The sequence below is a fragment of the Stackebrandtia albiflava genome, assembly GCF_007994225.1.
Classification (GTDB): Bacteria; Actinomycetota; Actinomycetes; order Mycobacteriales; family Micromonosporaceae; genus Stackebrandtia; species Stackebrandtia albiflava.
In genome coordinates, this window is record NZ_VLLL01000006.1 from 1,465,159 (window position 1) to 1,487,157 (window position 21,999).

At 70.8% G+C, this 21,999-nt stretch carries 19 protein-coding genes; 9 read left to right on the forward strand and 10 right to left on the reverse strand.

Going from position 1 to position 21,999, the window contains the following annotated elements; translation table 11 throughout:
• Nucleotides 1-74: 74 nt before the first annotated feature.
• The 5 genes from LX16_RS17705 to LX16_RS17725 are packed head-to-tail and all read right to left on the reverse strand — an operon-like array spanning nucleotide 75 to nucleotide 5,068.
• The gene (locus LX16_RS17705; protein ID WP_211354564.1) at nucleotides 75-1,382 is read right to left on the reverse strand and encodes a DUF58 domain-containing protein; all 1,308 of its coding nucleotides are present in this window, start codon (nucleotides 1,380-1,382) and stop codon (nucleotides 75-77) included.
• Nucleotides 1,379-2,353 (reverse strand): AAA family ATPase, encoded by a 975-nt coding sequence (locus LX16_RS17710; RefSeq protein ID WP_147140242.1) that lies wholly within the window; start codon nucleotides 2,351-2,353, stop codon nucleotides 1,379-1,381. The genes LX16_RS17705 and LX16_RS17710 overlap by 4 nt, the downstream gene beginning before the upstream one ends.
• Nucleotides 2,350-3,645 carry a DUF4350 domain-containing protein gene (locus tag LX16_RS17715; protein ID WP_147140244.1) on the reverse strand — a complete coding sequence of 432 codons (1,296 nt, stop codon included), beginning with the start codon at nucleotides 3,643-3,645 and terminating at the stop codon, nucleotides 2,350-2,352. Before LX16_RS17715 ends, LX16_RS17710 begins: the two co-directional genes overlap by 4 nt.
• Nucleotides 3,642-4,220, reverse strand: a complete 579-nt coding sequence (locus LX16_RS17720; RefSeq protein ID WP_147140246.1) for a DUF4129 domain-containing protein — start codon at nucleotides 4,218-4,220, stop codon at nucleotides 3,642-3,644. The genes LX16_RS17715 and LX16_RS17720 overlap by 4 nt, the downstream gene beginning before the upstream one ends.
• Nucleotides 4,217-5,068, reverse strand: coding sequence for a hypothetical protein (locus LX16_RS17725; protein WP_147140248.1), 852 nt, complete (start codon nucleotides 5,066-5,068; stop codon nucleotides 4,217-4,219). Before LX16_RS17725 ends, LX16_RS17720 begins: the two co-directional genes overlap by 4 nt.
• Nucleotides 5,069-5,317: 249 nt before the next feature.
• Between LX16_RS17725 and mtrA the strand changes: the two genes are divergently transcribed.
• From mtrA to hpf, 5 genes are all read left to right on the forward strand, one after another.
• A complete protein-coding gene (mtrA, locus tag LX16_RS17730; RefSeq protein ID WP_147140250.1) occupies nucleotides 5,318-6,007 on the forward strand; it encodes an MtrAB system response regulator MtrA in 690 nt (229 codons plus the stop codon).
• Between the two features lie 119 nt (nucleotides 6,008-6,126).
• Nucleotides 6,127-7,767, forward strand: coding sequence for an MtrAB system histidine kinase MtrB (mtrB, locus tag LX16_RS17735; RefSeq protein ID WP_147140252.1), 1,641 nt, complete (start codon nucleotides 6,127-6,129; stop codon nucleotides 7,765-7,767).
• Nucleotides 7,751-9,523, forward strand: coding sequence for an LpqB family beta-propeller domain-containing protein (locus LX16_RS17740; RefSeq protein WP_158645645.1), 1,773 nt, complete (start codon nucleotides 7,751-7,753; stop codon nucleotides 9,521-9,523). Before mtrB ends, LX16_RS17740 begins: the two co-directional genes overlap by 17 nt.
• Before the next feature lie 58 nt (nucleotides 9,524-9,581).
• Nucleotides 9,582-10,307, forward strand: a complete 726-nt coding sequence (locus LX16_RS17745) for a phosphoribosyltransferase family protein (protein WP_147140256.1) — start codon at nucleotides 9,582-9,584, stop codon at nucleotides 10,305-10,307.
• 178 nt (nucleotides 10,308-10,485) lie between these two features.
• Nucleotides 10,486-11,106: a ribosome hibernation-promoting factor, HPF/YfiA family gene (gene hpf / locus LX16_RS17750; RefSeq protein ID WP_147140258.1), complete on the forward strand. Its 621-nt coding sequence runs from the start codon at nucleotides 10,486-10,488 to the stop codon at nucleotides 11,104-11,106.
• 298 nt (nucleotides 11,107-11,404) lie between these two features.
• Here hpf and LX16_RS17755 read toward each other — a convergent pair whose 3' ends face one another.
• The 4 genes from LX16_RS17755 to LX16_RS17770 form a co-directional block, all read right to left on the reverse strand.
• A complete protein-coding gene (locus tag LX16_RS17755) occupies nucleotides 11,405-11,878 on the reverse strand; it encodes a pyridoxamine 5'-phosphate oxidase family protein (RefSeq protein WP_147140260.1) in 474 nt (157 codons plus the stop codon).
• Nucleotides 11,879-11,951: 73 nt separating this feature from the next.
• A complete protein-coding gene (locus LX16_RS17760) occupies nucleotides 11,952-12,713 on the reverse strand; it encodes a protein phosphatase 2C domain-containing protein (RefSeq protein ID WP_147140262.1) in 762 nt (253 codons plus the stop codon).
• A complete protein-coding gene (locus LX16_RS17765) occupies nucleotides 12,704-13,834 on the reverse strand; it encodes a GNAT family N-acetyltransferase (protein ID WP_147140264.1) in 1,131 nt (376 codons plus the stop codon). Before LX16_RS17765 ends, LX16_RS17760 begins: the two co-directional genes overlap by 10 nt.
• Entirely contained in the window at nucleotides 13,831-14,991 is a 1,161-nt protein-coding gene (locus LX16_RS17770) for a GNAT family N-acetyltransferase (protein ID WP_158645646.1), read from the reverse strand. The genes LX16_RS17765 and LX16_RS17770 overlap by 4 nt, the downstream gene beginning before the upstream one ends.
• Before the next feature lie 128 nt (nucleotides 14,992-15,119).
• Here LX16_RS17770 and secA point away from each other — a divergent pair, with 128 nt between their 5' ends.
• From secA to LX16_RS17785, 3 genes are all read left to right on the forward strand, one after another.
• The gene (gene secA, locus LX16_RS17775) at nucleotides 15,120-17,969 is read left to right on the forward strand and encodes a preprotein translocase subunit SecA (protein ID WP_147140268.1); all 2,850 of its coding nucleotides are present in this window, start codon (nucleotides 15,120-15,122) and stop codon (nucleotides 17,967-17,969) included.
• Nucleotides 17,970-18,086: 117 nt separating this feature from the next.
• A complete protein-coding gene (locus tag LX16_RS17780; RefSeq protein WP_147140271.1) occupies nucleotides 18,087-18,503 on the forward strand; it encodes an Rv3235 family protein in 417 nt (138 codons plus the stop codon).
• Nucleotides 18,504-18,581: 78 nt separating this feature from the next.
• Nucleotides 18,582-19,079, forward strand: a complete 498-nt coding sequence (locus LX16_RS17785) for a DUF6912 family protein (protein ID WP_147140273.1) — start codon at nucleotides 18,582-18,584, stop codon at nucleotides 19,077-19,079.
• A 10-nt stretch (nucleotides 19,080-19,089) separates the two neighbouring features.
• On the opposite strand, the gene LX16_RS17790 is transcribed toward LX16_RS17785, so the two are convergent.
• The gene (locus LX16_RS17790) at nucleotides 19,090-20,076 is read right to left on the reverse strand and encodes a hypothetical protein (protein WP_147140275.1); all 987 of its coding nucleotides are present in this window, start codon (nucleotides 20,074-20,076) and stop codon (nucleotides 19,090-19,092) included.
• Nucleotides 20,077-20,321: 245 nt separating this feature from the next.
• Here LX16_RS17790 and pruA point away from each other — a divergent pair, with 245 nt between their 5' ends.
• On the forward strand, nucleotides 20,322-21,950 hold the full coding sequence (gene pruA, locus LX16_RS17795; protein WP_147140277.1) for an L-glutamate gamma-semialdehyde dehydrogenase: 1,629 nt from the start codon (nucleotides 20,322-20,324) through the stop codon (nucleotides 21,948-21,950).
• The last annotated feature ends 49 nt before the right edge of the window (nucleotides 21,951-21,999 follow it).

A 21,999-nucleotide genomic window follows, 5' to 3' on the forward strand; every position in this document is an offset into this window, starting at 1 on the left:
ATCCGCTGCGGCGTTCCGGCCGACCACGCCTCTCTTAGGCGGGTCGGATGGCCTGGCCACGGCGGGGCCGGAGGTCAGAGCCGGCCGGTCGCCTTCAACGTCAGATAGCGGTCGACGACGAGCGAGGCGAACCGGTCCGCGGGCTCGTCGATCACCTCCACGCCGTGGCGGGCCAGTGCCGCCGTCACCTTCCCCCGCTCCAACAGCGACTGTTCCGCCGCGGCCGCGCGGTACACGTCCAGCGGCGAGTCGTTCGCGTCACGCAACCGCGCGACCTCCGGATCCGACACCGCCGCCACGATCACCCGGTGCCGGGAGGCCAGCGCGGGAAGCGACGGCAACAGGGACTCGGTGATGACACCCGGCTCCAAAGACGTGAACAACACGACCAGTGCCCGCTTCGACTCCCGCCGCAGCACCTCCGACACCACCAGGCCGAAGTCGGTCTCGACCAGGGCCGGTTCGAGCGGGCTCATGGCCTGCAGCAGCCGCGGCACCACCGACTTGCCGCCGCTCTGCACCGCGGCGCGCACCTCGGTGTCCACCGCGAGCGCGTCCACCCGGTCACCGGCGACGGCCGCGACCGTCGACAGCAACAGGCACGCCTCGATCTGCGCGTCGAGCCGTGGCTCGTCTCCCACCCGGACCGCAGAGGTGCGTCCGGTGTCGATGACCGACACGACCCGCCGGTCCCGCTCCACCCGCCAGTTCTTGACCACGATGGACTGACTCCGGGCCGAGGCGCGCCAGTCGATCGAACGCACGTCGTCCCCGGGCACATAGTCGCGCAGGGCGTCGAACTCGGTGCCCTGACCACCTCCGCGCATCGCGACCGTCCCGTCGATGACCCGCAGCCGGGCCAACTTCTCGGGCAGGTGCCGTCGCGCGTGGAACGGCGGAAGCACCCGCACCCGCCATCGCGGGGTCAGCGCCGACGCCGCCCGGTTCCCGGTCTGCCGGTACGCGAACCCCATCGGTCCGAAGGACCTGATGGTCACGGTCGCGGCGTGCCGGTCGCCACGCCGCACCGGCGTCAGCCGGGTCGTCAGGGTCGCGGTGGCGCGCGGCGGCAGGTTCAGCAGGTACCGCTCGTTCTCGGCGCCGGCGGACGGCGTCCAGGCGTCCCGGACCCTGCCCCGGATCGGGCGCGCACCGTCGTTGCGCACGTGCAGCGTCACCTCGGCCGAGTTGCCGAGCCGGACCACCGTGTCCCCGGTGCGCCACATGTGGACGGCGGTCGGCGGCACCGCCAGCAGCCAGTCCGCGAGGGCCACCGCGGCGACCACGACCAGCCACGTCCACAACACCGGCCAGGGCGACGGCCAGGCCGGCAGCGTCAGGATCCCGGCCGCCCACAGCGCGACCGGCCGCCACGTGATCACCGCGGCGTGGGGACGGCCGCGAGCAGCGAGCCCAGTACGTCGTCGGCGGTGACCCCCTCCAACTCCGCCTCCGGGCGCACCTGCACCCGGTGTCGCAGCGTCGCGTGGGTGAGCGCCTTGACGTCGTCGGGCGTGGCGTAGCCGCGTCCCGCCAGCCACGCCCACGCCTTCGACACCGCCAGGAGCGCGGTGGCCGCGCGCGGCGAGGCACCCAGCGACAACGACGGCGACTGCCGGGTGGCCTGGCAGATGTCCACGATGTACGCCAGCACCCCGTCGGCCACCTGCACCGCGTCCACGGCGTGCTGCGCGGCCGCCAGATCCGCCGCCCCCGCCACCGGCGTGACGCCCGCGGCGGTCAGGTCGTGGGGGTCGAATCCGCGGTGGTGGTGCTGCAGGATCGTGATCTCGTCCTCGCGGGAGGGGGTCGGGACCGTCAGCTTCAACAGGAACCGGTCGAGCTGCGCCTCGGGCAACGGGTAGGTGCCCTCCTGCTCGATCGGGTTCTGGGTGGCCGCCACACAGAACGGCGTCGGCAGCGGCCTCGGCACACCGTCCACGGAGACCTGCCGTTCCTCCATGACCTCCAGCAGCGCCGCCTGCGTCTTGGGAGGAGTCCGGTTGATCTCGTCGGCCAGCAGCAGATTGGTGAAGACCGGGCCGTTGCGGAAGTCGAACCGGCCCGTCTGCGTGTCGTACACCAGCGAACCGGTCACGTCACCGGGCATGAGGTCCGGCGTGAACTGGATCCGCTTGGTGTCGAGCGACAACGCCGCCGCCATCGCCCGCACCAACAGGGTCTTGGCAACACCCGGCACGCCCTCGAGCAGCACGTGGCCGCGGCACAGCAACGTCAGGACCAGCCCGGAGATGGTCGCGTCCTGCCCGACCACCACCTTCCCGACCTCCCGGCGCAGCAGCCCGAGGGACTCACGTGCCTGTTCGGCGCTCACCGCCGTCGTGTCATTCACTCATCTCTCCCTTGTGGTCTGGAGTTCTCCACCGCGGCAACCAGGGCGTCCAGGGTGTGGCGGGCGTGAAACAGTTCGGCCTCGGACCGGGGCTCCGACCGGAACAGCACCGCGGCCACGTCCGGTTCGGACCAGCCGCAGTGCGCGGCCGTCCGCGAGACGACGGTGGCCTCGTCGGCCTGGGACGACAGCCCCAACACCGGCCGTATCCGGCGAAGGGCACCGGCGCGCAGGGCACGCAACGCCTGAGGATAGGCGTAGGCCCGGCGGTACAACCGCGCCCGCCCGTGCACCGTCTCGGCTGACGGCACCGACGCGGGCAACGGCTCCGCGACGGGCGGCCCCAGTCGTCGGCCCCGCCACAACGCCGCCATGACACCCAGGACGAGTAGACCGACCAGACCCGCCCACAGCCACTGCGGCATCGCGTCGTACAGCGGGTTCGTCGGACCGGCCTCCGGCCACCGGATCGGCACCGACGGCGGCGGCTCGGGTGCCTCCACGTCGGGGTAGTCGGACGGCTGCGGTGCCGGTGCCGGTGTCGCCAACGCGTGGACGTCGATCCACACCAGCCGGTCGTGACCCGCCAACAGTTCCAACGCCAGCGTGCGGTTGCCCGGCAGGGCCATTCCCGCGTTGCCGAACGGGTCACCCGCCCCGACGACCGTCACGTCCAGACCGGTGAGTTCGGCGCGCGCCAGATACCCGTCGAAGCACAGCGACCACTGCTCGCCGGCACCCGCCACCGTCTCACTCGGCCGGTACGCCTGCCGGCCGACGTCGGCCTCGGCCGTCGTGGCGAGGGCGTCGCATTCGGGCGCCAGCCGCCTGGTGGCGATGCGCGCCCCGCCGGAGGTGTCCAGGCCCAGTGGCGTGATCTGGTTGCGAGGCGGATCGACCATCACGATCGTCACGTCCGACGCCGTCAGGACGAGATCACCGAGCTGGTAGAGCTGATCGGTGTTGAGGAACGCCGGAGCCGGGAGGAACACCGTCGTCCCGTCCCCGGCGGCGGCGAGTCCCTCCGTCGCGTCGGTGAAGCGTTCGACCGTCACCCCCGCCGCGGCCAGTTCCCCGGCGAGAACGCTGCCGCCGTCGGGCTGCGCCGATTCGGGCGACAGGTACGCGGGATCGCTCGGGTCGGGGCTCTCCACCAGGGCGGCCACCACCGTGAACACGATGAGGACCAGCGCGACGAGCAGCGGAATCGCCATGCGCCGCCGGTCGAACCGCGGCCGTGGCGTCGTGGGCTCCTCCGGGCGCTTCACGTCCGGTTCGGCGACGGCGGTCATGACGCCGCCTCGGCGCCACGCACCAGCACCGGCGAGTGCGGGACCAGGGCCGTCGCCAGCCGATCGCGCAGGCCACGCATCCGTTCGGCGCTCGCGATGTCCGCCTCCACTCCGCCGTACCAGATCGCGGAGAACACCTCGGCCGCCTCGCTCATCGGGCCCGCCGCGCCCGGCACGGTCCATCCGGCGGCGGTCGCCAGCTCCGTCACGGTCATGCCGGGACTGTGCACCAGACCGCCGTCGTCGATGAGGTCGCGCACCATCACCCGCAGCCACTCCCGTACCGCGCGCCGGTAGTCGCCGGAGGCGGTGTACCGGTGCGCCCGGTCCACCAGCACGTCGCCGGGGACGTCCGGCACCAGCTCGTCATCGGTCTCCTCGATCTCGGCGGTCACCTTCGCCTCCCGAGGCGGTGCGGCACGCCGGCGAGAGGGCCGCCACCGGAACAGGCCCCGGCGCTGTATCGCCAGCCCCACCAGTACGGCCGCCACGACGACCGCCAGCAGCAGGCCGAACAGTCCGCCGGGGAACCAGTCGGCGACGTCGGCCACCAGGTGCGTCCACCACTCGGTCATCGCGCCTCCGGTGCGGGGAGATCGACGGGCTCACCACGCGCCCGCATCCGCGCCACCGCGACGTCGAGGGCCTCGGTGCGCACCCTCGCCTCGATGTGGATCACGGCGTCGGCACACGCCATCATGGCGTACCCGGCGGTGTTCACCAGTAGGTACACGAAGCCGAGCAGGATGAGGAAGTAGTCGAACAGCAGGGTCGTGAAGTCGAAGTACTGCAGTAGCGCCATCGCGCCGCAGGTGATGCCGAGCCGGATCACCAGCCAGGCGAAGTAGGTCACCAACCTGATGTACCCGGTGCGCCACCGCGACCGGGCGAGCAGTTTCGGGGACCGCCAGAACGCCTTGCCCGGTACGAGTCGGTCGGCCACCAGCGCCGGCACCGACAGGCCGAACACCATGTACACCGCGAACCACGGGAAAAAGCAGGCGGCGGCGGCCACGCCGCCGATGAGCGCGATGATCCCGGCGAACGCCGTCACCTGGCCCCAGCGGCCGCCCGACAGCGTGGACCACGGCAGCGACGCGGGATCCTCGCCGCGTACCGCGGCTACGGCGGTCCGGGTCGCCGGTCCCGACAGCAGCGTGATTATGAAGATCTCGCTGGTCAGCCCGATAGTGATCCAGGCCCAGGCCATGCCGCCGTCGCCGACCAGTTCCCCCCAGTAGCGGGGCCGGACGTCCTCGGCGGTGGCGAGCCGCAGCGCCGTCATCCCGACCTGTTCGATCAGGGCGAGCGCGAACGACATCCCCAGGAGCGCCTGCCAGCGGGTGCGCAACAGCGCCGCCGCGGTGTCCAGCACCTCCCCGACGGTCATCGGGCGCAGCGGGATCACCGGGGATCCGGTCATACTTAACCCTTGTCGCGTGATGAGTGGTCGGTTCATCGTGCCATGGCGGGGCCAGCGGGCCGTGACAGCGGTGCCGCGACCGGTTCGGAGGAACGCCCGCCGCCCGCGCGTACGGTGCGGGGTGACCGAACGGACCGGGTATGCGGTGATCGGCCGACGCGGTGGTGTAGCGGGCGGCAATAAGCTGATCATGCGCCGCTAATGTCGGAGTTCTACGAGTAGTTTTGGCCGGATGGAAGCATGGGTGTTATGAGAGCAAGGGTTCTGGTCGTCGACGACGACCCCGCGCTGGCGGAGATGCTCGGAATCGTGCTGCGCAGTGAGGGCTTCACGCCGTTGTTCGTCACCGACGGCGAACAGGCGCTGACCGCCTTCCACGAACACCGTCCCGACGTGGTCCTGCTGGACCTGATGCTGCCCGGCATGAGCGGTATCGACGTGTGTAAGTCGATTCGCGCGGAGTCGGGCGTGCCGATCGTCATGTTGACCGCCAAGAGCGACACCGTGGACGTGGTGCTGGGGTTGGAGTCCGGCGCCGACGACTACATCATCAAGCCGTTCAAGCCCAAGGAACTGGTCGCCCGGGTGCGTGCCAGGTTGCGTCGCGGCGACGACGTCGCCCCCGAGAGGCTGCAGATCGGCCGCCCGGGTCTTCAGGTCGCCATCGACGTTCCCGCGCACAGCGCGACGCTCAACGGGGTGGAGGTCAAGCTGACGCCGCTGGAGTTCGATCTGCTGGTGGCGTTGGCGCGTAAACCGCGGCAGGTCTTCACCCGTGAGGTCCTGTTGGAGCAGGTGTGGGGTTACCGCCACGCCGCCGACACCCGGTTGGTGAACGTCCACGTGCAGCGGCTCCGCGCCAAGATCGAACCGGATCCGGAGAACCCGCAGCTCATCCAGACCGTGCGGGGTGTCGGATATAAGGCGGGGACGGCCTGACGGGTGGCCGTGGGACAGTCGGCCGTCCGCGTGACGGTACGTGACGGAGAGCCGCTCGGCCGTGTGCCGGGCGGCGTCCTCGCCGGGTGCCCGGCGCCGGCCGGGTTCCCGTCGGCGTCATGACCGGCCGCGACGTCGTCGAGGGCATGGCCCGCGCGACCGGCCGGATCGTGCGGTTCGCCCGGCGGTTGGCCGCGCCGGTGTTGCGGGCGTGGCGTGGGTCGATGCAGGTCCGGGTGGTGTCGGCGACCCTGGTGGCGTCGACCGTGCTGGTCGTGGTGTTCAGCCTCGTCGTCGCCTCCACCATCATCGGCGGCATGGTCGACACGAAGGTCGACGGGTCGGTGGACCAGGTGGAGCGGGCCGGTGACGTCGTCCGGGACGCCCTCGACACGGTGGTGACCGCCGAGGAACCCAATCTGGGCGGCCAGATGGGGGGCCTGGTGCGGGAGCTCGCCGGCGAGGAGGACCAGGTCGGGCAGCCGACCGTGTTGCTGCGCATCCGCGGCGCGAATCCGATCGGGGAGGCGTGGCCCGCCGAGGCGTCGGTCACCGAGGCGCAGTTGCCGGAGGAACTGACCGACAACGTCCGTGACGGCAAGTTCAACCGGCAGTTCGCCACGCTCAATCCCGACGGTGAGGGGAACCGGCCGTTCCTGGCGGTGGGCACACCGGTGTACACCGACCAGCTCGTCTACGAGCTGTACTTCCTGTTCCCGTTGGACGCGGAGAACCAGATCGCCTCGCTGGTGCGGACGACCCTGGTGATCGCCGGTGTCGCCCTGGTGCTCCTGCTGGGGGTCATCGCGGGCCTGGTGACCCGGATGGTGGTGACGCCGGTCCGGTTGGCGGCCCGCACGGCACAGCGGCTCTCGGCGGGTCTGCTGCACGAACGCATGACGGTGAAGGGCGCCGACGACCTCGCCAGGCTGGCCGGGTCGTTCAACCTCATGGCGGAGAACCTGCATCAGCAGATCCTGCGGTTGGAGGACATGTCGCGGTTGCAGCGCAGGTTCACCTCCGACGTCTCCCACGAGTTGCGGACGCCGTTGACGACGGTCCGGATGGCCGCCGACCTGTTGTACGACAACCGGGAGGACTATCCGGCGCCGGCGGCGCGCAGCGCCGAACTGCTCCACGACGAACTCGACCGTTTCGAGGACCTGCTCGCCGAACTGCTGGAGATCAGCCGGTTCGACGCCGGCTTCGCCCAGTTGGACACCGAGCCGGTCGAGGTGGGGCCGATCGTGACGAGTGTGTCGGCGTCGTTCCACGCGCTCGCGGAACGCTGCGGAGTACCGGTGCGGCTGCACATCCCGGACACGCCGTTGATCGCCGAGATCGACGTGCGGCGGGTGCAGCGGATCCTGCGCAACCTGATCGGCAACGCGATCGAGCACGCCGAGGCGGCGCCGGTGTGCGTCGTGTTGGCCTCCTCGGAGACCTCGCTGGCCGTCGTGGTCCGCGACCGGGGCATCGGCCTGAAACCGGGGGAGGAGGAACTGGTGTTCAACCGGTTCTGGCGGGCGGACCCGTCACGTGCCAGGCAGACCGGCGGCACCGGCCTGGGCCTGTCGATCAGTTCGGAGGACGCGAAACTCCATAACGGACAGTTGGAGGCGGTGGGCCGGCCCGGTGAGGGCTCGGTGTTCCGCCTCACACTCCCGCTGCGTTCCGGCGACAAGGTGCTCAGTTCGCCGTTGCCGTTGGACTTCGCGGCCGATCCCTGCGGTGGAGATGACGATGACCAGACCGAATAGGCCGCTGCTGGTGGCCGCGTCCGTGACCGTGTTGACGATGTCGGGCTGCGGCGTGCCCTCGTCGGGACCGGCGACCGTCGTCAGCGAGGTGGCCCGCGAGGACACCCAGGAGTCGTTCAGCGAGCAGTTCCCGCCACTGGAACCCGAACGCGACGCCGAGCGGACCGTCTCCAACTTCCTCGGCGCGTCGGCCGGTGACTGGGCCGGCCGCGACGACCGGCTCGACATCTTCCTGGAGACCGAGGCCGACTGGAGCGAACCGTCGGCGGGCATGCCGGTGATCCGGTTGCGCGAGGACGGCGTCCGGTCCGTCTCCGGTGGCAGCACCACGACCGCCACCGTGGAGGTCGCGGCCGACATCGTGGGCGTGTACAGCCAGTCCGGGCAGGTCCGCAAACCCACCGGGGACACCAGTTACGTCAAGGAGTTCAAGCTCTCCCGCGACTATCAGTCCGACCTGTGGCGGATCGTCAACCCGCCGGAACAGGTCGTCGTGCTCGACACCGTGTTCGGTCAGCGTTACGAACCCCGTCCGCTGTACTTCCCGGCGACCTCGGACGCCGCCGGCACCCTGGTCCCGGACCTGCGGTGGCTGCCCGGTGCCATCTCCGATCCGGCCGCGCGCCACGAACGCATGCTCGAATGGTTGCTGGCAGGGCCTTCGGAGTGGCTGGAGGCCAGCGTCTCCAGCGCGATCCCGCCCGGGACGGCCCGGGAGGGCGTCACCGTCACCGACACCGAGGTGACGGTGGAGGTGTCGGCCCGTTCCGCGACCGCGCAACTCGACAGGTTCGACGTGGTGGGCGCCCAGCTGGCGTGGACCTTCGGCCTGGACGACGACATGGTGCTCACCCTGGTCGTCGACGGCCGCGAACAGCTCAGCGACACCGTGAGCAGCTGGGCCGAGCACAACCGCGCCCCCTCGGACGAGGAGACCGCCGACGGGGCCGCCATCTACTTCATCGACGAGGGCGTCGTCCGGGGGGTGGATCCCGACGCGCCGTTCTCCGGTGAGGCGGTGGAGGGCCTGCGGGAGGCCGCGGTCCAACCGCGCGGAACCCAGATGGCGGCGGTCGTCAATCAGGGCGCCGGTGACTTCCTCATGGTGGGGCCGCCCGGAAACCTGGAACGGGTGGGCGACTTCTCGGCCGGGTACATCACCGATCCGCAGTGGATAAACGCCGCGACGCTGTTGGTGCTGGCCGACGGTCGTCCCACGGCGGTGAAGGTGAGCAGTGGTGAGTCGGCGCCGGTGTCGATGGGTGACATCGACGCGCAGATCACCGACATCTCGCTGGCGCCCGACGCCCGCAGGCTCGCGCTGGTCGCCGGCGAGCACACGTACGTCGCGCCGGTCAGTTACACCGACGAGTTCGCGGTGAAACTCGGTGAGGCACAGCGCGTGGGGGTGAACATCGCCCAGGTCGCCGACGTGGGCTGGAGCCAGGAGACCCGGCTGCTGATGATCGGCGTCGTCGACGGCGCCGAACCGTGGCTGTGGGAGGTGTCGATCGACAACTCCGAGCAGCTCCCGATGCGCGACGTCGTCGACAGCACCACCGGTCAACGGGGTGACGCCCTCGCCGTGCGGTGCAACCCGCCCGACCGCAACCCCGCCGTGGGGCAGCCGATCGTCGTACAGGTCGGCGGCAGTATCGGCCGTGTCTACGGTGGCGGGAGTTATTCACCGGTACGCATCGAGCGGGACGGCGACTCGATGGACGCGGTCGGCGTCAACCCGTTCGTCGTGGGCTGACGGCGCCCGACGCGGAAACCGACTGGCGCGTCCGGCCGCTCCGTGCTGTCATCACATGATGACCGAAGGTGGGGATTCGTGGTGGCGGGCCGGGTTCCACCGGCTGCGGGATCTCGTGGTGCCGGACGAGTGCGGCGGCTGCGGCGGCCGACCGCCTCCGGGCCGGGCGGTGTGCGAGGGCTGCCGCGCGGTACTGGCGGGCTCGCCGGTGCTGCGGCGACGGCTCCCCGGGCTGGTCGTCCTGTCCGGCTGGCCGTACCAGGGCGTCGCGCGCAGTTGCCTGCTCGCGTTCAAGGACGGCGGCCGGCGGGACCTGGCGGGGGTGGTGGCCGCCCGCCTCGCCCGCCTGCCGGTGTTGGCGGGGCCGGAGCCGGTGGTCCTCGTCCCGGTGCCCTCGACCCGGCGGGCCAGGCGGCGCCGGGGGTTCGACCACGCGGCGACGTTGGCCGCACGGGTCGCCGCGGGACGTCCCGGGACGTGGTGGGTCCCCGCACTGGGTTCCCGCGACCGGCCCGACTCCGCCGGGCTGTCGGCGACGCACCGCCGGTCGGCCGCCGAGGCGGCGACGTACCCGCGACGGTCGGCGCTGTCGCGGTTGCGCCGCCTGGGACGGGGATCCCGGATCGTCCTGGTGGACGACATCGTCACCACGGGCGCGGCGTTGACGGCGGCCAGGCGGGCGCTGCGACGTGAGGGACTGCTGGTGAACGCCGCGATCACCGGGGCGACGGCCTTGCGGCGGGTCGAATCCGACCCGGATCTGATGATGACATCCGCCCTGTGACGCGCTACTGTCTAGAGATCTCAAGAAGATAACGCGCAAGGCGCGAACGGATGAAGGGAGATCGAATTCCCCCGCCGTCCCGCTGCGGGTTATTGCCCGGCCGTAACGGCCGCGGTCGGCGGGCGACCCGGTTCATCGACTCCGATTGATACACGTGTTGACGTGTGGGAGGTATGACGTGGAGATAGTCGTCAAGGGCCGCAACGTCGAGGTTCCGGATCACTTCCGGCAGCTCGTGACCGACAAGCTGCGCAAGAAGGTCGAGAAACTCGACCAGAAGGTGATCCGCATCGACGTCGAGCTACAGCATGAGCCGAACCGACGGCAGCACGAGCAGTGCCAGCGCGTGGAGATCACGTGCCGGTCCAAGGGCCCGATCATCCGGGCCGAGGCGTGCGCCAAGGACTTCACGGCCGCGTTCGAGGCGGCCAGCGACAGACTGGAGGGCCGGCTCCGCCGGATGGCGGACCGTCGACGGGTCCACCACGGCCGCCGGACCCCGTTGTCGGTGGGACAGGCCACGGCGGCGTTGGTGGACAACGGAGACCGCCCGTCCGGCAGGCGGGAGATCTCCGAGGACGTCGATCCGTACGACGGCCTGGTGGAGGACCGTCTGCCCGGCAGGATCGTGCGGGAGAAGTCGCACCAGGGCGAACCGATGACGGTCGACGACGCGTTGTTCCACATGGAGCTGGTGGGGCACGACTTCTATCTGTTCCACGACAAGGAGACCAGTCAACCCTGTGTGGTGTACCGCCGCAAGGGCTTCGACTACGGGCTGCTCCGTCTGGAGATCTGACCCGCCGCGTGGGGCGGATGCCCGGTCACCTCACCGGGCGGCCGCCGACGCACACGCCAGGGGCACCGGGGTCGTGGGAGACCTCCGGAACACAGCGCCCGCCATCGCGACCGTCTCCACCGGAGACGGCGCGACACCGGCAGTGGTTGGGCGCGTCACCTCGTGATCGTGCCGGTGGCCGGATTTCCGGCCGCCCGGCGAGACACGACGCCGGTGTCCCGGCGGTCGGGCCCCGCCGTCCGTCCGCGACGTACCCGGAGATGGCGTGTGCCGCCACGCGCGTGACGCGCCGCGTGGGTCACCACGCCGCCACCTCCTGTTTGGGCGGTTTGGATTCCAGCTCGTCGAACAGCACCCAGCCGTCCACGGCGATCTCGTAGATGCGGTGGTGGACCTCCTCCTTGGCCAGCCGCTCGACGTCGATCGCGTTGACCGCCTTCGGCCACCGGGCCAGGTACGCCGATACCTGGACGTCGACCCCGGTGGTGGGGAGCTGCCGGGCGGTGCCGGTGAAGGTCACGCCGCGCACCGGTGTGCCGCCCAGTTCATCCAGTGTGGTGTTCAGTACGGCACCGGCGACCTGCGGCCGTGCCCGCAGGTTCGCGCAGTGTTCACGGTCGTGGCGGGAGATGAACCACAACCTGTCGGGCCGAAGCGCCGAGGCGAACCACAGGTGGCAGATCGCGGGGTGGCCGGTCGGGGCGGTGGTGGCGAGTTGCATCACCTTCGCCTGGCTCACGTACTCCTCCAGCATCCGCCGGGCGTCCGCCATCGGGGCCTCCTTGCATCCGGGTTCGTCAATATCTGACCCTGGCGCCGCCGGAGGCCCCTGTCAACGGTTGCAATCAGTCGGGTATCCGACACAACACGGCGGTGGCGTCGTCGAACCGCTTGCCCCGCACGGGTTCCGGCCGGCCGCCGGCAGTCCCGGCGCGGGCGTCCTCGCCGTGCACCGTCTCGATGAGCGCGAGTGGTCCGGCCTCGTCCGCCAGGTCCATCACCCGCTCCCAGTCGTAGCCGTACCGGTCGACGAGCCGCGACACGCCGTCGGTCATCAGCAACACGTCACGCACCGACGCCCGGGGGACCTCGCCGGTGACGCCCCGGTGCGCGGCCTCGGGCGAAGTGCTGGCGACCCAGAAACCGCCGGGACGGTTGCGCCAGTACGCGACGGCGTCGAAGGTGTACGACGGCAGCCGGTCGACCTGATCGTCGACGACCGCCGTGACCTTCCCGTCCACGTCCCGCAACACCAGCGGTGAGTCCGCCAACGCCAGGTACTCCAACCGGTCACCGGTCTCGCGCAGGATCGTCACCGTCGTGGACGGCGAGTCCGGATTGGACAGGTCGCAGTCGCCGTGGTCGCCGCACATACCGCGGATCGCCTCGGCCAGGACCTCCGGCAGCGGCAGGTCCGGCCGGTGCAGCAGGGCGGCCGACAGGTGGCCGGCCAGCCGCGCCACCAGCCACGGGACGTCGTGGGAGCAGCCGCTGTCGCGTCCGGGATCGGTGCAGCCGTCGAACACCGCCGCGAAGCCGGCGCCGATGACGAACCCGTCGTCGTTGACCCGGCCGGGGGCCGGCCGGGTCGCGCCGATCACGTCCACGTCCGCTCCCCGCTCAGCAGCGACCAGGAGACGTTGTCCACCCTGGACCCGTCGGCGCCGGGCAGCCGGGAACGCTCCACGCCTTCACGGGTGAAACCGAGCCGGGTGAGCACCGCCTGGGAGGCGGTGTTGTCCACCGCGGTGCCCGCGACCAGCCGGACGACACCCGCCGCGTCGAACGCCCAGTCGGCCAGCAGTCTCGCCGCCCGGGTGATGTGGCCGTGGCCACGGGCCTCGGACGTGAGCTGGTAGCTGAGCATCCCCTCGCCGGGCGGCCCCATGAACATGTGCAGATCCACCTCGCCCAGGTACCGGCCGTCGTCGGCGGCGACGACCGCGACCTGGGCGGACCGGTCCTCCAGCCACCGCTCCGCGGCGCCGAACCGGCACGCCTCCTCCACCTCGGTGCGTTCCGGAGGGCGGGGAGGAACGCAGCGTCCCCACACGTCGGGATCGGAGTACATGCGGAACATCGGTTCGACGTCGTCGGGCCGAAGTGGACGCAGCGTCACGACCCCGTCGGACAGGCCGCCGTCGGGGAAGTCCGGTAGCGTCCGGTGGACCGGTCCCGGCGGGTCCTCCGGCACCCGCGAGTAGACCACCCGGTCCACCCGGGCGCCGGAGCGGTCGGTGATCGCCGCCCGCAACCTGCCGTCCTGCCGGAACCCGGCCCGTGACGCCGTGCGGCGGCTCGCGATGTTGGCGGGGGAGATGTGCAGTTCGGCGCGGCGGACACCGTGCCGGAACAGGAAGTCCGCGACGCCGGCGGCGGCCTCGGCCGCGTAGCCCTCGCCGCGCGCCCACGGCGCCACCAGGTAACCGATCTCGGCGGTCTCGAACGCCCATTCCAGGCGCGGCACCCCGATTCCACCCAGATACCTGCCGGTCGCAGGATCGGCGATCGCCCACTGTGCGGTGCCCTCCTGCCATCGCGCGGTGGCGCCGGAGATGAACTCCTCGGCGTCGGACCGCCGGTACGGCCGCGGTATGGAGTAGATGAACTCACCGACCGACGGGTCGGCGCAGGTGGCGGCGACGTCGTCGGCGTCCTCGGGGGTCAACGGCCGCAACAGCAGCCGTTCGGTGCGCCACGGTGTCGCGGGGAACCGCCGCGCGTTCACCGGCCGTCACCCTTGAGCAGCGCCGCCTGCCAGGCGTCCAGTCGGCCCTGCGGCCCGGTCAGGCCGCCGCGCACGGTGCCCTCCATGGTGAAACCGCACTTCTCCGCGACCCGGCGTGACGCGACGTTCCCGGCGTTCGCGTGCCATTCGATCCGTTCCACGCCGAGCCTGTCGAAACCGAAGTCGCACACGGCGTTCACGGCCGCGGGCATGTAGCCGCGGCCGCGTGCCCACGGCGCGGTCACGAATCCGACGTCGGCCTCGGTCGGGTCGTCGGCGTGCAGTCGGATGTCCACGGTGCCGCAGTAGGCGTCGTCGGCGTCGGCGAGCGCGAAGATGGCGGTCGTGCCCCGTCGCCAACCGTCCGGTGCGATCCGCTCCACGAAGCCCTCGGCGTGGAACCGCTTGTACGGCCGGGGCACCGTGGTCCAACGCATGGTCTGCGGATCCCGGCTGGCCTGCGCGACCCGATCGACGTCGCCGGCCGTGAGCGGCCGCAACGTCAGCTCGGGAAGTGCGGTGGTGAGACGGGGCTGCGGGGCGGCGAACACCTCGGCGCGGCGACGCGCGAGGGCGTAGCCCGGCGGCGGGTCGTCGAGGGCGCGTAGTTCGCCGGGGAGCATCCCGGCCGTCCAGGTGTCCACGGGTGTACCGCGCTGCATCGCCCCGGCCCTGGTCACCCCCTCCGGCTGGAAGCCCAGCCGTAGGGCCAGTAGCAGGGACAGGTGGTTGCCGACGATCGCCGACCAGGTGAAGCGAGACACCTCGAGTGTGTCGGCCGCCCACACGAGCGCGGTGTGGCAGGCCCGCAGCGCCACCGCCTGCCGCCGCGCCCACGGCGCCGTCTGGTAGACGAGTTCGGCGGAGTGCCCCGACACGTTGAGGCCGACGGTGCCGCACAGCCGGTCCCGGGAGTCGGCGATCGTCCAGCGCGGCGAACCGGCGTGCCAGGCGGAGGCGACCCTCTCCAGGTAACCGTCACGGTGTTCCGTTCCCCACGGGACCGGTACGAGGGTGAACCGGACGATCTCCGCGTCGGCGAACATCTCCGAGAAGTCCGGAAGGTCCGATTCGCGTGGCGCGCGCAACACGAGGGGTCCCGACGCGTCGCCGGTTGCCCCGGTGGCCGCCGGGGTGGTTAGCTGTATGGGCTCCATCCGAACGAGCATGCCCGATCGCACCGGAATCGGGCGACTGAATTCGGCGTCGCCGGTGACAGGTGCCACATTCGGGCGGGCACGTACGATGGAATGCCAGGACATCCCATAGGAGCACTGACTACACCGTGTCGATATTCGAGAAGTTGTTGCGGGCCGGCGAGGGCCGGACGCTCAAACAGGTCAAGGCAATCGCCCAGGCGGTGAACACTCTTGAAGAGGATTACACCGATCTGACCGACGCGGAGCTGCGCGCCCTCACCGACGAGTACCGGGAGCGCCTGGCCGACGGTGAGAGCCTGGACGACCTGCTGCCGGAGGCGTTCGCGACGGTGCGGGAGGCCGCCAGCCGGGTCCGTGGGATGCGGCACTTCGACGTGCAGATCATGGGCGGCGCCGCGCTGCACCGCGGCATGATCCCCGAGATGCGCACCGGTGAGGGCAAGACCCTCGTGTCGACCCTTCCCGCGTACCTGAACGCGTTGTCCGGCGAAGGCGTCCACATTGTCACGACGAACGACTACCTCGCGCAACGTGACGCCGAGTGGATGGGGGAGATCCACCGCTTCCTCGGGCTCACGGTGGGAGTCGTGTCGCCCGGCGCCGGTGCCGCCAAGCACCGTGAGGCGTACAACTGCGACATCACCTACGGCACCAACAACGAGTTCGGTTTCGACTACCTGCGGGACAACATGGCCCGCAGCAAGGAGAACCGGGTACAGCGCGGCCACAACTACGCGATCGTGGACGAGGTGGACTCCATCCTCATCGACGAGGCCCGGACCCCGCTGATCATCTCCGGCCCGGCGGCGCACTCCAAGCGTTGGTACGAGGAGTTCTCCAAGATCGTCTCCCGGATGCAGATCGGGAAGCACTACGAGGTCGACGAGGCCAAGAACACCGTGTCGGTCACCGAGGCCGGCGTCGCCAGGGTCGAGGACCGGCTCGGAGTGGAGAACCTCTACGAGTCCTCCAACACGCCGCTGGTCGGCTACCTGAACAACGCCATCAAGGCCAAGGAACTGTTCAAGAAGGACAAGGACTACATCGTCTCCGACGACGGCGAGGTCCTCATCGTCGACCAGTTCACCGGCCGGGTACTGGCGGGCCGCCGCTACAACGAGGGCATGCACCAGGCCATCGAGGCCAAGGAGGGGGTGGCGATCAAGCAGGAGAACCAGACGCTCGCCACCGTCACGCTCCAGAACTACTTCCGCCTCTACAACAAGCTCGGCGGCATGACCGGTACCGCCACCACCGAGGCCGGCGAGTTCAACAAGGTCTACGACGTCGGTGTCGTCGAGATCCCGACCCACCGGCCCATGGTCCGCAAGGACCAGATCGACGTCGTCTACAAGACCCAGACCGCGAAGTTCCAGGCGGTCGTCGAGGACATCGTGGAGCGTCACGAGACCGGCCAGCCCGTACTGGTCGGCACCGTCAGCGTCGACCACAGCGAACTGCTGTCGGCGATGCTGCGCAAGCGCGGCGTGGAGCACGCGGTGCTCAACGCCAAGCACCACGCCCGCGAGGCCGAGATCATCGCCCAGGCGGGCCGGCGCGGCGCGGTCACCGTCGCCACCAACATGGCGGGCCGCGGTACCGACATCCTGCTCGGCGGCAATCCGGAGTACCTGGCCGCCGCCGAACTCCGCCGCCGCGGCATCGACGAGGCCGACGAGGAGAAGTACGCCGCGGAGTGGGAGACCGTGCTCGGCAAGTGGAAGGAGGAGTGCGACGTGGAGGGCGAGGAGGTCCGCGAACTCGGCGGCCTGTACGTCCTCGGCACCGAACGCCACGAGTCGCGGCGCATCGACAACCAGTTGCGCGGTCGCGCGGGCCGGCAGGGGGACCCCGGCGAGTCCCGGTTCTACCTGTCCCTTCAGGACGACCTGATGCGCAAGTTCAACGCCGCCGCCGTCGAGGCGCTGATGAGCCGCCTCAACATGCCCGACGACATGCCGATCGAGAACAAGCTCGTCTCCCGTATGATCCGCAGCGCCCAGGCGCAGATCGAGGGCCAGAACGCCGAGCAGCGCAAGAACGTCCTCAAGTACGACGAGGTCATGAACAAGCAGCGGCAGGTCATTTACGCCGAACGCCGCCGGGTCCTCGACGGGGAGGACGTCAACGACGAGATCGCCAACATGGTCGACGACGTCATCACCGCCTACGTCAACGGCGCCACCGCCGACGGCTACTCCGAGGACTGGGACCTCGACGAACTGTGGAAGGGACTCAAGGAGCTCTACCCGGTCGGTGTCACCGTCGAGGACGTCGAGAAGGACGCCGGCGGCCGCGACAAGCTGGAGCCCGACACCATCGTCGAGGCGCTGCTCGACGACGTCCACAAGGCGTACGAGGCCCGTGAGGAGGAGGTCGGCGGCGAAGAGGTCATGCGCAGCCTCGAACGCAACGTCCTCCTGGAGGTCATCGACCGCAAGTGGCGGGAACACCTCTACGAGATGGACTATCTCAAGGAGGGCATCAACCTGCGCGCCTACGCCCAACGCGACCCGGTCATCGAGTACCAGCGCGAGGGCTACGACATGTTCAAGGTGATGCTCGACGGCATCAAGGAGGACACCGTCCGCTACCTGTTCAACCTGAACGTCCAGGTCCAGGAACAGGAGGAGCAGGCCGCCGCCGCGCCCGCCAAGGGCAAGTCCAGCCGTAAACCCAGCCCCAGCTCCTCGGCGATGGCGACGGTCACCGCGCGCGGACTCACACCGCCCAAGCAGCCGGAGCGGTTGAGCTACTCGGCACCCAGCCTCGACACCGAGAGCGGCGTGGAGGTCGCCGACGAGGCCCCTGCGGCGTTGCGGCGCGGCTCAGGCCCGTCGTCCCGGGTGGCCACCGGCGGCAAGAAGCCCGCACCCGGGCAGAAGGTCGGTAGCGCGCCGTCCCGCAACGCGGAGTGCCCGTGCGGCTCGGGCAAGAAGTACAAGCGCTGCCACGGCGCGCCCGGCCGCAGCTGATCGACGCACCACCGGACGCCCCCGCGACCCGTTCGCGGGGGCGTCCGCGTGCCGGTGGACCGTTGACACGGCACCCCATACTTTCCGGCGTCGATCGACGACTGAAAGTGAGGAACCGTGAATCCGCCGATCCCGTCGCTCCCGCCGTCCGTCCCCGCCGTACGGCTGCGGCCGCTGGCGTCCACCGCCGCAGTCGCGATCACCGCGCCCCGGGCGCCCGCCCCGCCGGATCCGCTCCGTTCGGCGGCCCACCGACTCGCGTGTCGCTGTGCCGCCGCCCTGACCGGTGACCGCGCCGTCGAGACGTTGCGCGGCGACGCCACCCGTGGCGGATTCGCCCAACTGCGGCGGACCCGCGAGGCGATAACCGGCCTGTGCCGGCCCGCCCGTATCGAACCGTCACGCGGCGGCGGCTCCGGTCACCGCTGGGAGGCCGTCTGGATGCTCCGCACCCCCGCCCGCGACCGGGCGGTCAGCCTCACCCTCGACCACGACGGGAATGCGTGGCGGCTCACCGGTTGCCACCTGGTGTGAACCGGTGACGGCCGTGCGCCTTCGGCGGGTGTCACCGGTTGCCGTCCTGTGACGCCCGCCTACTTGGATAATCGAGCCATGACGCGGATATACCTGTCGGCCACCGTGCCGTTGCTCCGGGAGCTGTCGGAGACGTCGAAGCTGCCGGTGTCCCGGGCGCACGCCGTCACCCCCGGCCTGCGTGAGTGGTACATCGAGGGTGAGTTGGAAGACCTGGAGTACGCGGCGTTCACCCGTGCGGCCCAGGACGCGTTGTGGCTGCTGGCCGACGATCCGTCCGCCCCGCCGCGCCGGGTGGTCGTGTCGGTGGACCTGCCCGACGACCAGTTCAGCGTGCCGGTCGGGGAGTTGGGCGACAGCCGGGTCACCGTCGCGGCGGCGGTGCCGTTGCGGGCGGTGGCCGCGATCCACGTGGACGGCCCGGAGGCCGCCACCGACGTGACCACCGCGCGTGGCCTGGTCACGGCCGCCTCCGCCGGTGACGCCGACGCCGAGTTCATCGTGGAGTCGGTGGAGGACCGGGAACTGGAGTGGTACGACCCGTCGGAGTTGGCGCGGCTGCTGGAAACCCTGTGACGGGGACGACTCAGCGCCGCGCCTTCGCCTTCGCGCCCTTGCCGCCGGTGGACTGAGCCGGCGGCCCACCCCTCTTACCGGCGCCGCCGGGACGGCCGCCCCTCCCCGTCGCGGGGCCGGACGGCCGCTTGGGAAGCAGGATGCCGAACGCCAGGACGGCCGTGGTGGCGCCCGCGAACAGCGTGGTGAGGCCGCCGTTGAACTGGGAGGCCGCGCTCAGCGCCAGGCTCAGGTTGTCGAGGTTGACCGTGCCGTCCTCGCCGGGAAGGGTCAGCCAGCTCGCCGCGATCTGCGTGACGAGTTCGCCCAGCAGCCACAGCGCCCCCGGGGTGGCACCCGCAAGGATGAACCCGTACAGCCCCACCCGGCGGGTGTGCCGCCGCAGGTAGAGGAACGCGGTCACCCCGACGCACAGACCCGCCACCAGGCCGCCCACGATCACGACCATCCGGTACGTGCCGACGTCCCTGCCCAGCTGGCTCAGCAGCTCGTCCATGAAGTACGCGCGCAGCACGAACACCGCGAGCAGCACCGCGGTGCCCGACAGTCCGGCGGTCACCACGGGCACCGACCTGATCGCGCCGACACAGCCGCCCAGCAGGCCCGCGACACCCACGGTGGCCGCGACGAGCGTCGCCAGATCCGGCGACTCCGCGAACGTCAGGTACGACGCCGTCGCCATGACGACCCCCACACCGAGCCCGCCCGCCGCGGCCGGCACGATCCGGGGCGGCCTCGACAGGAACCCGCCGGTGCGGTCGGCGAGATTCGCCAGCGAGACACCCGCCACCCCGCCGGCGTAGACGGTGCCCACCACGAGACCCGACAGCGAGATGACCAGGTTGGCGACCTGTCCCGGGTCCGCCGCGACCGCCCCGGCGAGCAGGGTCCGCATCGCGAGCAACTGCAGGCCGAGCCACACCACGGCGACCGTGGACAACAGGATCGTGGCCACCGGGCCGAGTGCGGCCCGGGACGTGTTCTTGGAGCCCTTCACGCACGTCAGGGTACGTGGCCTCACAAGCGGGCCGTCTGGCGCATGAGCCGTCGCCGAGCGTGACAGCATGGCCGGAGGTCGTCCGGTCATCCGGCCGCCTCGGCGGCGACGGCCCGCGGTGCCGTCACCCCGCCGGACACGACACCGGTGCCGGGACGGTCTGCGCCGGCCCCGTGCCCGGCCCGTCTCGCACGACCGGATCCGGCGGGACGGCCACTAGAATCGATCTTGCGAAGGAGCACGTGATGGACGCCCTGTTTCAGGTACCGACACCGGTGAACGAGCCCGTGCGCACGTACGCGCCGGGCAGCGCCGAGCGGGATTCGCTCACCCGGCGGTTGGCCGAACTCGCCGACATCCAACACGACCTGCCGATGACGGTCGGAGGTGTCGAACGAGTCGGAGGCGGCGACCCACTCGACGTCGTGCAGCCCCACAAACACGCCCACGTCCTCGGTGTGACGCGCAACGCCACCGACGCCGACGTCGCCGCGGCCGTGTCGGCGGCCAAGGCGGCGGCCCCGGAATGGCACCGCAAGACGTTCCACGAGCGCGCGGCGGTCTTCCTGCGGGCGGCGGAACTGCTGGCGGGTCCGTGGCGCGACACCCTCAACGCCGCGACCATGTTGGGCCAGTCGAAGACCGCGGTACAGGCCGAGATCGACGCCGCGTGTGAACTGATCGACTTCCTGCGCTTCAACGTGCACTTCGCCGAGGGCCTGATCGCCAAGCAGCCGAACTCCTCGCCCGGGGTGTGGAACCGGTTCGACCACCGGCCGCTGGAGGGCTTCGTGGTGGCGATCACCCCGTTCAACTTCACCGCGATCGCCGGGAACCTCCCGACCGCTCCGGCGCTGATGGGCAACACCGTCGTGTGGAAGCCCTCGGTCACCCAGCAGTTGGCTGCGCACTACACGATGAGGCTGCTGGAGGCGGCCGGCCTGCCCCCGGGCGTCATCAACATGGTCACCGGCGACGGCATCGCGGTGTCGAACGTGGCGCTGCGGGACCCCGACCTGGCGGGCATCCACTTCACCGGCTCCACGCCGACGTTCCAGCACCTGTGGCGGACCGTCGGTGAGAACATCGCCGACTACCGCGGCTACCCGCGCATCGTCGGTGAGACCGGCGGCAAGGACTTCGTCATCGCGCACCCCAGCGCGGAACCGGAGGCGTTGGTCACCGCCCTGGTGCGCGGCGCCTTCGAGTACCAGGGCCAGAAGTGCTCGGCGGCATCGCGGGCGTACCTGCCGGCGTCGCTGTGGAACGCGGGCCTCAAGGACCGCCTCGTCGCCACCACCGAACAGCTCACCTACGGCGACGTCACCGACCTGTCGCACTTCGGCGGCGCGGTCATCGACGCGCGGGCCTTCGCCAAGCACACCGCCCTGTTCGACCGGCTCGCCGCCCAGGGCACCACGACCGTCCTCACCGGCGGCAAGGGCGACGACAGCGTCGGCTACTTCGTCGAACCGACGATCATCCAGTCCGACGACCTCGAGCACGAGCTGTTCACCACCGAGTACTTCGGGCCGATCCTGGGCGTCCACGTCTACGAGGACGACCGGTTCGACGACGTCGTGACCCAGGCCGCCGACGTGTCCTCCTACGCGTTGACGGGCGCGGTGTTCGCCACCGACCGCGACGCGGTCGACTACGCGACCGAGGCGCTGCGTCACGCGGCGGGCAACTTCTACGTCAACGACAAGCCCACCGGTGCGGTCGTCGGCCAGCAGCCGTTCGGTGGCGCGCGCGGGTCCGGCACCAACGACAAGGCCGGTTCCTGGCAGAACCTGGTCCGCTGGGTGTCGCCGCGCACCATCAAGGAGACCTTCGTGCCTCCGACCGACTACCGCTACCCGCACATGGGCTGACCGGCGCGCACGGCCGGGCGGATCGTCGAGACCGCCCGGCCGTGCCGTC

What these genes read in the sequence shown, in the direction of transcription:
- LX16_RS17715 (WP_147140244.1), bottom strand. Translation starts at nt 3,645, where the DNA reads ATGACCGCCGTCGCCGAACCGGACGTGAAGCGCCCGGAGGAGCCCACG.
- LX16_RS17720 (WP_147140246.1), bottom strand. Translation starts at nt 4,220, where the DNA reads ATGACCGAGTGGTGGACGCACCTGGTGGCCGACGTCGCCGACTGGTTC.
- LX16_RS17725 (WP_147140248.1), bottom strand. Translation starts at nt 5,068, where the DNA reads ATGACCGGATCCCCGGTGATCCCGCTGCGCCCGATGACCGTCGGGGAG.
- mtrA (WP_147140250.1), top strand. Translation starts at nt 5,318, where the DNA reads ATGAGAGCAAGGGTTCTGGTCGTCGACGACGACCCCGCGCTGGCGGAG.
- mtrB (WP_147140252.1), top strand. Translation starts at nt 6,127, where the DNA reads ATGACCGGCCGCGACGTCGTCGAGGGCATGGCCCGCGCGACCGGCCGG.
- LX16_RS17740 (WP_158645645.1), top strand. Translation starts at nt 7,751, where the DNA reads ATGACCAGACCGAATAGGCCGCTGCTGGTGGCCGCGTCCGTGACCGTG.
- LX16_RS17745 (WP_147140256.1), top strand. Translation starts at nt 9,582, where the DNA reads ATGACCGAAGGTGGGGATTCGTGGTGGCGGGCCGGGTTCCACCGGCTG.
- LX16_RS17755 (WP_147140260.1), bottom strand. Translation starts at nt 11,878, where the DNA reads ATGGCGGACGCCCGGCGGATGCTGGAGGAGTACGTGAGCCAGGCGAAG.
- LX16_RS17770 (WP_158645646.1), bottom strand. Translation starts at nt 14,991, where the DNA reads ATGGAGCCCATACAGCTAACCACCCCGGCGGCCACCGGGGCAACCGGC.
- LX16_RS17785 (WP_147140273.1), top strand. Translation starts at nt 18,582, where the DNA reads ATGACGCGGATATACCTGTCGGCCACCGTGCCGTTGCTCCGGGAGCTG.
- pruA (WP_147140277.1), top strand. Translation starts at nt 20,322, where the DNA reads ATGGACGCCCTGTTTCAGGTACCGACACCGGTGAACGAGCCCGTGCGC.